The following is a 15,068-nucleotide window of genomic DNA, read 5'->3' as shown; positions in this document are numbered from 1 at the left end:
TTTCCAGAAGCGGGGCGTCGTGGATTGGGATGGGGCAGACCACGTTTTCGCCTTACACATGACGCAAAGTGAGAGGGTTCAGCGTGCGCCGGTTGTTCCGCCAGTATACCCGGATTTGTCCTGGCATTTTTGTCCTGGTTGGCCGCTCTTTCGAAGGCCAAACGCGGTGGGGCGGGAGATAAGGCCGAATCGCAGGCAGTAAGTAGCTCCGCGTTGCCTGAGTTGGCAGCGGTGATGCGGGCTGTGATGGCCAATATGGCCCTGGCCATTTCGTGATCGGTGGCGGATGCGGGCAGGGAGGCCCCGGATCAGGTCCGGGGCGGGTGCCGCCTCACACCCCCATATGCCGGACCCTTGCGCCCCATTCGATGGCGGCGGCGTGGAGGCGGTCGACCTTCAGCTCCTCGCGGACTTCTTCCAGCATCCGGAGTTCTACCTGTGAATGGCGACCGTCGGCTGTGACGACGTCGCAGGCCAGCGCATAGGCGGTCTCGAACAGGCGCTCGGGCAGGGCCTCGCGGATGAGGCCGAAGAGGGCGTCGAGGCCGTCTTCCTCCTCAAAGAGGTCAAAGACAATGCGGCTGACGCGGCTGACGCGGTCGGCGTCGTAGGCGGCGAAGATCGGCATGTGGTTGACCATGCGGGTGATCGCCACCAGCTCGGCGGTGCGGACGTCCTGGTCGGCGGCAGAGCAGGCGACCATCACCGCGACGAGGGCGTCTTGCGGGGACATGGGGGAAGTGTCGGACATCAAGGGCTCCTATCTGATCGGGCAGAGATTATTGACGCCGGGCGGGGGGGGCAATAGAGGACGGCAGGCTTGGGGCATGGTGTCACGGGCGGATCGGGAGAGTTGACCATGGTGTCCCTGCGCGATGCGGCGATGAATTCGAAGGCCTGGCCCTTTGAAGAGGCACGCGCGGTCCTGAAACGCTATGGCGGCAAGGATCCGGCAAAGGGCCATGTGCTGTTCGAGACGGGCTATGGGCCGTCGGGGCTGCCGCATATCGGGACGTTTGGCGAAGTGGCGCGGACCACGATGATCCGGCGGGCGTTCGAGATCATTTCGGATATCCCGACGCGGTTGATCTGCTTTTCCGACGATGTGGACGGGATGCGCAAGGTGCCGGAGAACGTGCCGCAGCAAGAGATGCTGCGCCAGCATATGCAGAAGCCGTTGACCTCTGTGCCGGACCCCTACGGAGAATATGAAAGCTTTGGCCACCACAACAACGCGATGTTGCGGCGGTTTCTGGATACGTTCGGGTTTGAGTATGAGTTCATCAGCGCGACGGAGTTCTACAAGAGCGGCCAGTTCGATGCGACCTTGCGGCTCTGTGCTGAACGCTATGACGCGATCATGGCGATCATGCTGGCGAGTCTGCGCGAGGAGCGGCAGCAGACCTACAGCTGCTTCCTGCCGATCCATCCCGAGACTGGCCGGGTTCTTTATGTGCCGATGAAAGAGGTGAACGCCAAGGACGGCACGATCACCTTTGACGACGAGACCGGGCGTGAATGGACGCTGCCGGTCACGGGCGGCAATGTGAAGTTGCAGTGGAAGCCGGATTTCGGCGCGCGTTGGGCGGCGCTGGATGTCGATTTCGAGATGTATGGCAAGGACCATTCGACCAACACGCCGATCTATGACGGAATCTGCAAGGTTCTGGGCGGGCGGGCGCCGCACCACATGACTTATGAGCTGTTTTTGGATGATCAGGGGCAGAAGATTTCAAAGTCGAAGGGCAACGGGCTGACCATCGACGAATGGCTGACCTATGCGGCGACCGAAAGCCTGTCCTACTTCATGTATCAAAAGCCCAAGACGGCAAAACGGATGCATTTCGATGTGATCCCGCGGGCGGTGGATGAGTATCACCAGCAGTTGCGGGCGTTCCCCGAGCAGCCGATCGAGCAGCAGGTCAACAACCCGGTCTGGCACATCCACAACGGCAAGCCGCCCGAGTCGAAAATGGTGGTCAGCTTCGGGATGCTGCTGAACCTGGCCTCGGTGTCGGGGGCCAAGGACGCCAAGGGGCTTTGGGGGTTCATCAAGCGCTATGCGCCGGATGCTTCGCCCGAGACCAATCCGGACCTGGACGCCGCCGCCGGCTATGCGGTCCGCTATTTTGCCGACAGGATCGCACCGACGCGGGTGTTCCGGCTGCCGACCGATGTTGAACGGGCCGCGATGGAGGATCTGGTGGCCCGGCTGCGGGTCTGGGACGGGGGGCTGGACGACGAGGCCTTGCAGTCCATGGTCTTTGCCGTTGGCAAGGCGCATGGGTTCGAGCCGCTGCGCGACTGGTTCAAGGCGCTTTACGAGGTGTTGCTGGGTGCAAGTGACGGGCCGCGCTTTGGCGGGTTTATCGCACTTTACGGCATCGACGAGACCGTCGCGCTGATTGAACGCGCGTTGCGGGGCGAGTTGGTGGCGTGATCCATTGACCGGGGGCAACCCCGGTCTATCCTTCCGGACGGGGACGTCACGACCGGGAGCCACGCCAATGCGCATTGGTCTATATGGACTGCTTACCGCCGCTTTTCTTGCCTTGCCTGCCACCGCGCAGGAGGAGCCGATCCGAAAGACGATCCAGAGCCAGTTGGATGCCTTTCAAGCCGATGATTTTGCACGGGCTTTCACCTTTGCCAGCCCCAACATCAAGGGCATCTTCGGCACGGCCGAAAATTTCGGCGCCATGGTGAAGAACGGGTATCCGATGGTTCACCGGCCTGCCGAAGTGCAGATGGGCGAACTTCGGGAGGTGGCCGGGAACCTGTGGCAGCGCGTGAAGATCATTGATCAGGCCGGGCGCGGGCATCTTTTGGATTACATGATGATCGAGACGCCGGAGGGGTGGCAGATCAACGCAGTCCAACTTCTTCCGGCGCCCGATATCGGGGTCTGAGACCCGTTTGGCCGAGTCTGTTTGGCCGCGCAGGTTCTGAACCGTTCCTGCGATTGATCCCGCAGGTTACCCGGCGGAGCGCCTTGCGCGCTTGATCGTGCTTCGCCTCTGGCCTGCGGCCAACCGGCGAAGGCGGCGGGGGCGTCCCGCCCCCACACCCCCTGGGAGTGTTTGCGAAAAGAGCAGGCGCATGCCGGTTTTCAGGTCGGCTCTGTTGCGTGATGTGGTGTTGGTCCGCACGGTCTGCGGAGGTCTGGTTAAGCCTTGCTTGCTACCCAGTTGCCCCAAGGCGGCGCGGGCTTTGGGGTGCATTCCTTCCCGCTTCGCCCGTGGCTATGGCACGCAGCGAGGCGAGGGTATTTCTGAGATGAACAAGGCAATCACTGACGGGCTGGTCCTGATGCCGCCGCCGTTTTCGGCCGGTTTGAACCTTTGGTCGCGTGAGGACGGGACGCCGGGATCGGGGTCTTATGAGGGGCAGGCGAATGCGGCGCTGGTCACGAATGATCAGGATTTCGCGGGTTGTCTGGAGTTGCAGAAGACCGAAGCCACGCAAATGCTGCGGTCCTATGCGCAGACGCCGATCGAGGCCGGGCTTTACCTGCGGGTGACGGCACGGGTGAAGGCGGTGTCGGGTAACCTGCCTTCGGTGCGGATTGCGGCATGGGCAGGCGATCTGGCCGGGGTGAATGTGGCTGGGGTGCCGCAAAGCGGGGCATCGGTCGCCCTGACCACATTTGGCGAGGTGGTCACGGTCAGCGCCATCATTGCCCGCGGGTCGCGACAGGGCGTGGACCTGCCATGGGGAACCGAGCCGGTCTATGCCCATGTCGGGCTTGACCTGACCGGCGCGAATGGCGGGGTGGTGCGGATCGACGATATCGTGGTCGAGGACGTCACCAACATCTTCATCCGCAAGCTGATGGATTGGGTGGATGTGCGCGATTATGGCGCGCTGGGCAATGGCACGACCAATGACAGCGCCGCGTTCCTCGCCGCCGATACCGATGCGCAGGGCCGGGCAATCCTGGTGCCGTCGGGCGTGTTCCGGCTGACGAGTGACGTGACGATCAACAGCCGCATCCGGTTTGAAGGCACGGTGTCGATGCCTTCCAACCGCAAGCTGACGCTGACGCGGAATTTCGATCTGGATACCTATGGCCAGGCTTTTGGCACCGAGATCGAGGGTTTCCGCCGCGCGCTTCAGGCTCTGTTCTACTATACCGACCATGTGACGCTTGATCTGTCGGGCCGCCGGGTGGACCTGAGCGAGCCGATTGACGTTGCGGCAGTTGCCGGGCTGACAAGTTTCTCGACCCGCCGGGTGATCCGCAACGGGTCGCTGAATGCGGTGGCGGGGCCGGGTTGGGCGACGGATGAGGTTGCTTCGGTGGCCACCTACGCGATTTCTGCGCCAACCACGCTGACAGGGGTGGCGAATGTGGCCAATATTCCCGTCGGCGCACTGGTTATCGGCACCGGGGTGGGCCGCGAGGTCTATGTCCGGTCGAAAAACGTCGGGGCAGGCACGGTGGAACTGAGCCAGCCGCTCTGGGGCGCGGTCGGCACCCGGCCCTATACCTTTCGCCGGTTCAAATACATGCTGGATTTCAGCGGGTTCAGCCTGTTGTCCCGGTTCGAGATCGAGGATGTCGAGTTCAACTGTCTGGGCCAATGTTCCGGCGTGATTCTGGCAATGGCGGGGGCGACCAAGCGCTTCCTGTCCTGCACTTTCAACTTTCCGCTGGACCGGGGCATTTCTTCGGCGGGGACGGGGTGTCAGGGGATGTTTGTCGACATGTGCCAGTTCCTGTCGAACGAGCAGTCGCTGCCCGCCGGAGACCGCACGTCGATTGCGATGAACGTGCAAGCCAATGACGTCAAGCTGCGCAACAACCGGGTTGTGCGTTTTGCCCATTTCGCGGTGGTGAACGGGACGGGCCACCTGATCCACGCCAACCACTTCTTTCAGGGCGATGACCAGCCCGCCGGGGTGCGGCGCGCGGGGCTGATCTTCACGCAGACCAACGTCTCGACCGTGGTGACCGGAAATTACGTCGACAATTGCTTCATCGAATGGGGGAACGAGCATGACTCCTCGCCCGAGTTCAACAACGAGTTCTCATTTGGCGGGCTCAACATCGTGGGCAATGTGTTCATTGCCTCCAGTACGACGTCGGCGTTTCGGTGGGTGGTGGTCAAGCCCTACGGGCCAGACCATTTCCTGAACGGGTTTTCGATGACCGGGAACAGTTTCCGGGTGTTCAATGCGACGATTGACCGGGTGGAGATGGTGGATACGTCGATCTCCACGCTGGATTTCAGTCGGTCACGGAACGTGCGGGTGGACGGTAACAGCTTCAATCAGGTCAGCCAGGCGATCATGAACCCGGTGATCGTGACCCATACCCAGAACACGGCCGCCGATACCTGGAATATCAGTGCGGGTGGGTTCATTCCGTTTGGCGGGCGGATCCGGCTGCTGGAAAGCGTGGCACCGGAAGGGCCGGTCACCACGGCATCGAACGCCACCCGCTATGCTTTCCCGCATGCGCTGGTGGGGACCGGGGCGCAATCAAACGAGGCGCAGTTGAAATGGGGCGAGGCGCTGAAGGGCAAGGCCGTCGTCACCATGCGGATGGATCTGCCGACCTGATCTGGAGCGAGCATGCAGTCAAAGGGGGGCGGTCCGGTGTGGGCCGCCCCTTGTTACATCAGGTCTTCGGGCAAAAGACGGAAGGCCCGTGCAAAGCCCCCGTTCAGGAGGGCTGACTTCGGGATCAGCCGAACAAAGGCAAAGTCCGGCAGATCGATATAGACCAGCGCCTTTGGGTTCCGTTCCAGCCAGCGGACACGCAGACCAGCACGGCTTGGGTCGTCTGGCGCCACAAAAGCGGCCTTTGCGCGGATCATCAGGCGGGGGTGGGTCAGAGGATCACCCTTTTCGCCCACCTCGCCCAGCATCAGCGCGCAATCGGGGTGGCTGGACAGGGCGCGGAAATGTGGGGCAAGGCCGGAGATCAGCGTCAGAAGCCCCGCCTCGGGGTCACGGGCAAAGCTGATGCGGCTGATGCCGGGGGTTCCGGTGTCGGGGTCGGTCCAGGCAAGGGCGGCATGGCCAAGCGACAGAAGATCACGCGTCAGCGTGCGGGCGGCGTCATCGGCGGGCTGGACAGGATCGGGGCGGCGGGACATGGGTCTTGATCGCGATTGACACGGGCTTGGTCAGAAGGTCATCTGGCGTCATTCAGACTGACATGCCAGCGATTACTGGCCAGACACCCCTTGCTGGACGGTATCATGACCGACACCTCGCGGGGCCACAATGGCCTGACCGAATTCCTGCCGAAGATCCTGACCGTCTGGCGTGAGGGCTATGGCCTGCATGATCTGCGGGCGGATGCCCTTGCGGGGCTTACCGTGGCAATCGTGGCCTTGCCGCTGTCCATGGCCATTGCAATCGCCAGCGGGGTCGGGCCGGAGCGCGGGCTTTACACGGCGATTGTCGGAGGGTTCCTTGTGTCGGCCCTTGGCGGGTCGCGCTATCAGGTGGGGGGGCCGGCGGGGGCGTTCATCGTGCTGGTCTCGGCCTGCGTGATGGCCGTCGGGCTTGAGGGGCTGATCCTTGCCACCTTCCTGTCAGGCGTCTTTCTGGTCGCGGCGGGTGCGCTGCGCTTTGGCACCTACATTCGTTACATTCCCTATCCCGTGACAGTGGGATTTACCGCAGGGATCGCGGTGATCATCTTTGCCAGCCAGATCCGCGAGATGTTCGGTCTGACCCTGCCCGGGGCCGAACCGGCCGAGATTTTCGAGAAACTGCACGCCTTGTGGGCGGCGCGCGGCACCTTCAGTCCGGCGGCGGTGGCGGTGGCGGCGTTGATGGCGGGGCTGATCCTTGGTTTGCGCAAGACGCGGCCGCATTGGCCGGGGATGCTGATCGCCATCAGCGTCGCTTCGGTGGTCGCGGCCCTGGCCGGGCTGTCGGTGGATACGATCGGCAGCCGGTTCGGGGCCTTGCCAAACCTGCTTCCCGCCCCGGCTTTGCCCGGCTTCGGCCTTGCGCAGTTGCAGGCGGCGCTGCCTTGGGCGCTGTCCTTTGCTTTGCTTGGGGCGATTGAATCGCTTCTTTCAGCCGTGGTGGCCGACGGGATGAGCGGCACGCGCCACCGGTCAAACGCCGAGCTGGTGGCGCAGGGGGTGGCGAACATGGGCTCGGCCGTCTTTGGCGGTTTTTGCGTCACAGGAACGATTGCGCGAACGGCAACCAATGTGCGCGCCGGCAGCCGGGGGCCGGTGTCGGGGATGCTGCATGCGCTGTTCCTTCTGGCCTTCATGATGGTTGCGGCCCCGCTTGCAGCCTATATCCCGCTGGCCGCGCTGGCGGGCGTGCTGGGCGTTGTCGCCTGGGGAATGGCCGAGCGGCATGAGTTCGTGTCCTTGGTCAAATCCTCGCGCGGGGATGCGATGGTGGTCAGCGTGACCTTCCTTCTGGTCGTGTTTCGCGACCTCACCGAAGGTATCATCGTGGGCTTTGCGCTGGCGGGTCTGGTCTTCATCCGGCGGATGTCGGAATCCGTCGAGATGCAGCCAAAGGCAGTCAGGAAGACGCGGCCCGAAGATGCGACCCCCAAAGACGGGCCCCCCAAAGACGGGCTCCCCAAGGACGGGCCCGAAGAAGCCCCCGATGAGGAAGCCCCGCGTGAGGATCGCGTGGTCTATACCTTGCGTGGCCCTTATTTCTTTGGGGCCGCTGCCCAGATGGGGGGCGTTCTTGAACGCATCGCCGAGGCACCACGGGCTTTCGTTCTGGATATGACGGAGGTGCCGCTGATCGACAGTTCCGGCGCGCGCAGCTTTCACATGCTGGCGGGGCGGGCGCAGCGACGGGGCGGGCAGCTTTACCTTGTGGGCCTGAGCGCCCCTTTGCGCCGGCAGTTGGAGGCGCAAGGCGTGCGTGCGCCCGAAGTGCGGTATCTGCCCGATATCGCTGCGGTGGACCGGCTGCTCGACACACCCCGATCAGAAGACGAATCGACCTGAGTGCGGTTTCTTGCCCGAATGCGCCGCAGCAGGCCGTCTTCACGATTGCAGAAGCTGATCTTCACGACCGCGTGAAGGCCAGCCGGTTGATATCCAACAGCATTCGCAGCTCCGATTTTCTGAATTTTCATGATTGACCAGAAATAAGTCAAATAATTTACAGAATTATGCATACTAATTAGGGGCTTACGTTTTTATTTACGAAGTGTTACCTTCCAGAAGGGAGAGAGCCGTTCCGCCTTGGGACGCGTAGCGCCGCATGGCCCTTGGCCGGGCCTTGCGGGGAGGAGAGCCGCAATGACTGATCACGCCCTGAAATCCGTTTATCCGGCACCTGCCGACTTTGTGGCCAAGGCCCATGTCGATGCGGCCACCTATGAGGCGCGCTATGCGGCCTCGGTCAGTGACCCTGAGGCCTTCTGGGCCGAGGAGGGATTGCGGCTGGACTGGATCAAGCCTTACACGCGGGTCAAGAATACCTCGTTCGCGCCGGGCAACATCTCGATCAAGTGGTTCGAGGACGGGCTTTTGAACGTCAGCGCCAACTGCATCGACCGTCACATGCTGACCCGCGCCAACCAGACCGCGATCATCTGGGAACCCGATGATCCGAAGGAACCGGCGCAGCACATCACCTATGCACAGCTGCTGGAGCAGACCTGCCGTCTGGCCAACGTGCTGAAGGCGCATGGCGTGGTGAAGGGCGACCGCGTTGTCCTCTACATGCCGATGATCCCCGAGGCGGCCTATGCGATGCTGGCCTGCACCCGGATCGGGGCGATCCATTCGATAGTCTTTGGGGGCTTTTCCCCGGATGCGCTGGCCAACCGGGTCAACGATTCCGAGGCGAAGATCGTCATCACCGCGGACTGGGCGCCGCGTGGTGGCAAGAAGACCGGCCTCAAGGACAACACCGACAAGGCGATGCTGCATGTCGATGATCGGGTGAAGGTGCTGGTCGTCAAGCGCACTGGCGACCAGACCTCGTGGACCGAAGGCCGCGACTTTGACCTGACGGCGGAAATGGCGGCGGCCAAGCCCTATTGCCCCTATGTCGAGGTTGGCGCCGAAGACCCGATGTTCATCCTTTACACCTCGGGGTCGACGGGCAAGCCGAAGGGCGTGGTCCACACCACCGGCGGCTATCTGGTCTATGCCGCGATGACGCATCAGCTGACCTTTGATTACCATGATGGCGATGTGTTCTGGTGTACGGCGGATGTGGGCTGGGTGACCGGCCACAGCTATATCGTCTATGGCCCCTTGGCCAATGGCGCGACCACGGTGATGTTCGAAGGCGTGCCGACCTACCCTGACGCGGGCCGCTTCTGGGAGGTTTGCGCCAAGCACAAGGTCAACCAGTTCTACACCGCGCCAACGGCCATTCGCAGCCTGATGGGCCTTGGGCCGGAGTGGGTCGAAAAGCACGATCTGTCGTCGCTGAAGCTGTTGGGTTCGGTCGGTGAGCCGATCAACCCCGAGGCGTGGAGCTGGTACAATACCCATGTCGGCAAAGGCAAATGCCCGATCGTCGACACCTTCTGGCAGACCGAAACCGGTGGGCATATCGTGACGCCGTTGCCGGGGGCGATCCCGCAAAAGCCGGGGTCGGCCACCAAGCCCTTCTTCGGTGTCAAGCTGGAAGTGCTGGACCCTGCCAGCGGCACGGTTCAGACCGCGACGGAAACCGACGGCGTGCTGTGCATCAGTGACAGCTGGCCCGGCCAGATGCGTACGCTTTGGGGCGACCATGCCCGGTTCGAAGAGGCGTATTTCAGCCAGTACAAAGGCTATTACTTCACCGGTGACGGCTGCCGCCGCGATGCGGACGGCTATTACTGGATCACCGGCCGCGTGGATGACGTGATCAACGTCAGTGGTCACCGGATGGGAACTGCCGAGGTTGAAAGTGCGCTGGTCGCGCATGAGGCGGTCGCGGAAGCCGCCGTCGTGGGATACCCGCATGACATCAAGGGGCAGGGCATCTATGCCTATGTCACCCTGATGAAGGGCCATGAGCCGACCGATGCCCTGCGCAAGCAGCTTGAGGCTTGGGTCCGCACCGAGATCGGCCCGATTGCCAAGCCGGATCTTATCCAATGGGCGCCCGGTCTGCCGAAAACCCGGTCCGGCAAGATCATGCGCCGCATCCTGCGCAAGATTGCCGAGAACGACTTTGGCGCGCTGGGTGACACCTCGACGCTGGCCGATCCTTCCGTGGTTGACGACCTGATCGCCAACCGGATGAACAAGGTCTGACGCGGATGGCTGGTTCGCCCCCCGTTCTGATCCTGCTTGGCCCCCCCGGGGCCGGCAAAGGCACGCAGGCCCGGATGCTGGAGGAAGACTTCGGTCTGGTCCAGCTTTCGACCGGTGACCTTCTGCGCGCCGCCGTCGCTGCGGGAACCGAGGCTGGCAAGCAGGCCAGGGCTGTGATGGAGGCGGGGCAGCTGGTCAGTGATGACATCGTGCTTGCCATCCTGAAGGACCGCATGGCCCAGCCCGATGTGCAAAAGGGCATCATCCTTGACGGCTTTCCCCGCACCGCCGGGCAGGCCGCCGCGCTGGACAGGCTTCTGGCCGAGGCAGGCCAGCGCGTCACCGCCGCCGTCAGCCTTGAGGTTGACGACGAAGCGATGGTGGCCCGCGTATCGGGCCGCTATACCTGCGGCACCTGCGGTGAAGGCTACCATGACGAATTCAAGCAACCCGCCACGGCGGGTGTTTGTGACAAATGCGGCGGCACGGCGTTCAAGCGCCGGGCCGACGACAACGCCGAGACGGTGCGCGAAAGGCTTGCGGCCTATCACGCCCAGACGGCACCGCTGATCGCGCATTATGAAAGTCAGTCAGTTCTGGAACGGGTTCCGGCGATGGGTTCCATCGACGGCATCCGCGCCATGCTGGCGGACATCGTGGGGCGCGTCTCGGCCTGACGGGAGGGGCTGTTTCCCCGCTTGCGGGGGGATGGAAAACGAAAACAAGGGAGTTGCACTCATGGCGGACAAATCATCTGCCAATGCCTATTGGGCGGCAAACGTCCGGATCATCCTGATTTCTCTGGCGATCTGGTTCGCATGCTCATTCGGGCTTGGTATTCTGCTTCGGCCTGCATTGTCGGGGATCATGGTCGGCGGTGCCGATCTTGGTTTCTGGTTCGCGCAGAACGGGTCGATCTATGTCTTCATCGTCCTGATCTTCGTCTACGCGAAGATGATGGGCAAGGTCGACGCCGAACACGGCGTGGAAGAGTAAAGGGGAACAGGAAAAATGGATCAGTTTACCCTTAACCTGATTGTGGTTGGCTTTACCTTTGCCATCTACATCGGGATCGCGATCTGGGCCCGTGCTGGCACGACCGCGGAATTCTATGCAGCCGGACAGGGTGTGAACCCGGTCATGAACGGCATGGCGACGGGCGCGGACTGGATGTCGGCGGCCTCGTTCATTTCGATGGCGGGCATCATCGCGCTGGCGCCTGCAGGTGGTTACCAGCAGTCGGCCTTCCTGATGGGCTGGACCGGCGGCTATGTGCTTCTGGCCATGCTGCTTGCGCCCTACCTGCGCAAGTTCGGCAAATTCACCGTGCCGGAATTCATCGGCGACCGTTTCTACTCCAAGACGGCCCGTCTGGTGGGTGTGCTGTGCCTGATCGTGATCTCGGTCACCTATGTTATCGGCCAGATGCGCGGCGTGGGTGTGACCTTCTCGCGTTTCCTTGAAGTCACGACCGACACCGGCCTCTATATCGGGGCGACGGTCGTGTTCGCTTATGCCGTGCTTGGCGGCATGAAGGGTATCACCTACACCCAGGTAGCGCAGTACGTCGTGCTGATCATCGCCTATACGATCCCGGCGATCTTCATCTCGCTGTCGCTGACCGGCAGCTTCCTGCCGCAGCTTGGCCTGATCGGTTCCTACGCACCGACCGGGGGCGAAGTGTCCATGCTGGCGAAGCTGGACTCGGTTGTTACGGAGCTGGGCTTCACCGCCTACACCGCCGACACCACGAACATGTTCAACATGTTCCTGTTCACGATGTCGCTGATGATCGGTACCGCGGGTCTGCCGCACGTCATCATCCGCTTCTTCACCGTGCCGAAAGTGGCTGACGCGCGTTCGTCGGCTGGCTGGGCGCTGGTGTTCATCGCGCTTCTCTACACGGTCGCTCCGGCCGTTGGTGCGATGGCCCGTCTGAACCTGTCCACGACCTTCTGGCCGGGTGCAAAGGAAGGCTCTGCCTTCTCGATGCCCGCGCTTTCGGTCGCTGATATCGAGAGCAAGCCTGAACTGGCCTGGATCAATACCTGGAAGGCTACCGGCCTTCTGGCGTTCGAGGACAAGAACGGCGACGGCATGATCCAGTACTTCAACGAGCCGAAGGCGCTGGCTGATGCCAACAAGGCCGTGGCCGCTGCGAAGAAGGCGCTGGCCGATGCTGCTGCCGATGCGGACAAGGCACCGCTTGAAGCTGCCGTGACCGAAGCCGAAACGGCTTTGACCACGGTTCTGGGGACCGCCACGCTTGGCGACAAGACGTTTGCCGAACTTGGTTTCTCGGCGAACGAAGTGACCAAGGTCGACAACGACATCATGGTTCTTGCGAACCCTGAGATCGCTGCTCTGCCCGGTTGGGTCATTGCACTGGTCGCCGCTGGCGGTCTTGCAGCGGCTCTGTCCACCGCTGCGGGTCTTCTGCTGGCCATTTCCTCGGCCGTCAGCCACGACCTGATCAAGGGCGCCATCAATCCGAACATCTCGGAAAAGGGCGAACTTCTGGCAGCGCGTATCTCGATGGGCTTTGCCATCGTGGTGGCAACCTGGCTTGGTCTCAACCCGCCCGGCTTTGCCGCGCAGGTGGTGGCACTGGCCTTCGGTCTGGCTGCTGCGACGATCTTCCCGGTCCTGATGATGGGCATTTTCTCCAAGCGGGTAAACTCCGCCGGGGCGATTGCCGGGATGCTGGCCGGTCTGATCTTCACCGCCGTCTACATCTTCCTCTACCTCGGCTGGTTCTTCGTTCCGGGTACCGCAGTCTATGCCAACACCCCGGCGAACCACTTCTTCGGCATCTCGCCGCTGTCGATCGGGACCGTCGGAGCCGTGGTGAACTTCGCTGTCGCCTATGGCGTGTCGATGGTCACCAAGGCACCGCCGGCCCATGTCGTCGAGTTGATCGAGTCGATCCGCGTGCCGAAAGGTGCCGGCAAGGCTCAGGCCCACTAAAGCTTCCCGCGCCTCCGGGGCAACCCGGGGGCGCACCCCCTTTGAAGGCGAACGGGACCGACATGGAACAGGACGAAACCGGTCTTCTGGCGTTCCTGGAGACGGTCCACCCCTACGACAGCCTGCCGCGGGACGAGATGGCGCGTGTCGCCGCCTCTTTCAGCCGCAGGCATTACGATGACTCGGCCGTCATCTATACGGCCGGCGAGCCGCTGACCGGCATTTTCCTGATACTTGAAGGGTCGGTGGAGGTGCTGGAACCTTCGGGCGGTCTTGTGTCGCTGCTTGGCCCCCGCAACAGCTTTGGTGAACGTGGGCTGATGCGCGACGGTGTGGCGGTGACCATCGCGCGCGCCACCGAAGGTGCCGAGATCCTGACCCTGCCCGAGGCCGAGTTCCGCCGACTGATCGCGACCTACCCGGCATTCGAGCGTTTCTTCCACCGCGGCCGCCATCAGGAAACCCGCGAGGCCGACATCTCGACCCGCAAGGTCGGCGACCTGATCGCCCGCGCGCCGATCGCCGTTGCCCCCGAAACCACCATCCGCGCTGCGGCGGAAATGATGCGCGACGCGCATATCTCGTGCCTTGCCATCACCACGGATGACCGGTTGATCGGCATCGTCACCGCGCGCGATTTCACCAACAAGGTGCTGGCCGAAGGGCTGGACCCTGCCTCGCCGGTCAGCGCGGTCATGGCGCGGGATCCGATGGTGCTGACGCCCGACAGCCTTGGATCAGACGTGCTGAACCGGATGCTTGAACACCGGATCGGTCATCTGCCGGTGGTGGAAGACGGCAAGCTGGTCGGAATGATCACCCAGACCGACCTGACCCGGTTTCAGGCGGTCTCGTCGGCGCTTCTGGTCCGCGATGCGGCGACTGCGCAGACCGTGGCGGAACTGGCAGAAAATACCGCCCGCATCCCGCGTCTTCTGGTGCAGCTTGTCGGTGGCGGCACCGCGCACGAGGTGGTCACCCGGCTGATCACCGATATTGCCGACACCGTGACCCGACGCCTTCTGGCCATGGCCGAGGCCGAGCTTGGCCCGGCGCCCGTGCCGTATCTCTGGCTGGCCTGCGGCAGTCAGGGGCGGCAGGAACAGACCGGCGTTTCCGATCAGGACAACTGCCTGATGATCGACGACGCCGCGACCGATGCCGACATGGCGTATTTTGCGAAGCTGGCGAAGATCGTAAGCGACGGTCTGCACACCTGCGGCTATGTCTATTGCCCCGGTGACATGATGGCCACCAACCCGCAATGGTGCCAGCGGGTGCAGGTCTGGCGCGGCTATTTCCGCAAATGGGTGAACACGCCCGATCCGATGGCGCAGATGCTGGCCAGCGTCATGTTCGACCTGCGCCCGATCGGCGGCACCGCCAGCCTTTACGCCGACCTTCAGACCGAAGTCCTGAAGATGGCCGCAAAGAACTCGATCTTCGTGGCACATATGATCAGCAACAGCCTCAAGCACACGCCGCCCCTTGGCCTGTTGCGCGGCTTTGCGACGATCCGGTCGGGGGAATACAAGAACCACATCGATCTCAAGCACAATGGCGTGGTTCCGGTGGCCGACCTTGGCCGCGTCTACGCGCTGATCGGTGAAGCGACGGCCGTCAACACCCGCGCCCGGCTGGAAGCGGCAGCCGAGGCCGGTGTGATCAGCCCCAGCGGTGCGCGTGATCTGATCGAGGCCTATGACCTGATCGCCCAGACCCGGCTGGAACATCAGGCCCGGCGGGTGAAGGCGGGTGAAAAGCCCGACAACTTCATTGCCCCGTCCGAACTTTCCGATTTCGAACGAAGCCACTTGCGCGACGCCTTTGTCGTCGTCCGCACCATGCAATCCGCCCTGGGCAACGCCCGTGGCGCAAGAAGCTGAGGAC

At 62.9% G+C, this 15,068-nt stretch carries 11 protein-coding genes; 9 read left to right on the top strand and 2 right to left on the bottom strand.

The features are described 5' to 3' along the window. Positions 1–331 precede the first annotated feature (331 nt). A complete protein-coding gene (locus QUV21_RS14370; RefSeq protein ID WP_300855868.1) occupies positions 332–751 on the bottom strand; it encodes a tellurite resistance TerB family protein in 420 nt (139 codons plus the stop codon). Between the two features lie 108 nt (positions 752–859). Between QUV21_RS14370 and QUV21_RS14365 the strand changes: the two genes are divergently transcribed. From QUV21_RS14365 to QUV21_RS14355, 3 genes are all read left to right on the top strand, one after another. After that, a complete protein-coding gene (locus QUV21_RS14365) occupies positions 860–2,440 on the top strand; it encodes a lysine--tRNA ligase (RefSeq protein ID WP_300856075.1) in 1,581 nt (526 codons plus the stop codon). Positions 2,441–2,507: 67 nt separating this feature from the next. Further along, positions 2,508–2,909, top strand: a complete 402-nt coding sequence (locus QUV21_RS14360) for a DUF4864 domain-containing protein (protein WP_300855867.1) — start codon at positions 2,508–2,510, stop codon at positions 2,907–2,909. A 367-nt stretch (positions 2,910–3,276) separates the two neighbouring features. Further along, complete coding sequence (locus tag QUV21_RS14355; protein WP_300855866.1) at positions 3,277–5,565, top strand: glycosyl hydrolase family 28-related protein; 2,289 nt, start codon at positions 3,277–3,279, stop codon at positions 5,563–5,565. A 53-nt stretch (positions 5,566–5,618) separates the two neighbouring features. Here QUV21_RS14355 and QUV21_RS14350 read toward each other — a convergent pair whose 3' ends face one another. Then, positions 5,619–6,104 (bottom strand): pyridoxamine 5-phosphate oxidase, encoded by a 486-nt coding sequence (locus QUV21_RS14350; protein ID WP_300855865.1) that lies wholly within the window; start codon positions 6,102–6,104, stop codon positions 5,619–5,621. A 105-nt stretch (positions 6,105–6,209) separates the two neighbouring features. Here QUV21_RS14350 and QUV21_RS14345 point away from each other — a divergent pair, with 105 nt between their 5' ends. The 6 genes from QUV21_RS14345 to QUV21_RS14320 all read left to right on the top strand — a co-directional run bounded on the left by QUV21_RS14345 (position 6,210) and on the right by QUV21_RS14320 (position 15,064). Next, positions 6,210–7,952 (top strand): SulP family inorganic anion transporter, encoded by a 1,743-nt coding sequence (locus tag QUV21_RS14345; protein ID WP_300855864.1) that lies wholly within the window; start codon positions 6,210–6,212, stop codon positions 7,950–7,952. A gap of 297 nt (positions 7,953–8,249) precedes the next feature. Further along, complete coding sequence (acs, locus tag QUV21_RS14340; protein ID WP_300855863.1) at positions 8,250–10,211, top strand: acetate--CoA ligase; 1,962 nt, start codon at positions 8,250–8,252, stop codon at positions 10,209–10,211. A 5-nt stretch (positions 10,212–10,216) separates the two neighbouring features. After that, positions 10,217–10,888, top strand: a complete 672-nt coding sequence (locus QUV21_RS14335; protein WP_300855861.1) for an adenylate kinase — start codon at positions 10,217–10,219, stop codon at positions 10,886–10,888. 61 nt (positions 10,889–10,949) lie between these two features. Continuing rightward, on the top strand, positions 10,950–11,207 hold the full coding sequence (locus tag QUV21_RS14330; protein WP_300855860.1) for a DUF4212 domain-containing protein: 258 nt from the start codon (positions 10,950–10,952) through the stop codon (positions 11,205–11,207). A 15-nt stretch (positions 11,208–11,222) separates the two neighbouring features. Beyond that, on the top strand, positions 11,223–13,178 hold the full coding sequence (locus tag QUV21_RS14325; protein ID WP_300855859.1) for a sodium:solute symporter family protein: 1,956 nt from the start codon (positions 11,223–11,225) through the stop codon (positions 13,176–13,178). Between the two features lie 62 nt (positions 13,179–13,240). Further along, a complete protein-coding gene (locus QUV21_RS14320; RefSeq protein ID WP_300855858.1) occupies positions 13,241–15,064 on the top strand; it encodes a DUF294 nucleotidyltransferase-like domain-containing protein in 1,824 nt (607 codons plus the stop codon). Positions 15,065–15,068 lie beyond the last annotated feature (4 nt).

This window comes from Tabrizicola sp., from assembly GCF_030373185.1.
Taxonomy (GTDB): domain Bacteria; phylum Pseudomonadota; class Alphaproteobacteria; order Rhodobacterales; family Rhodobacteraceae; genus Tabrizicola.
The sequence above is the reverse complement of the archived record's forward strand: the minus strand, read 5'-3'. Positions and strand labels throughout refer to the sequence as shown.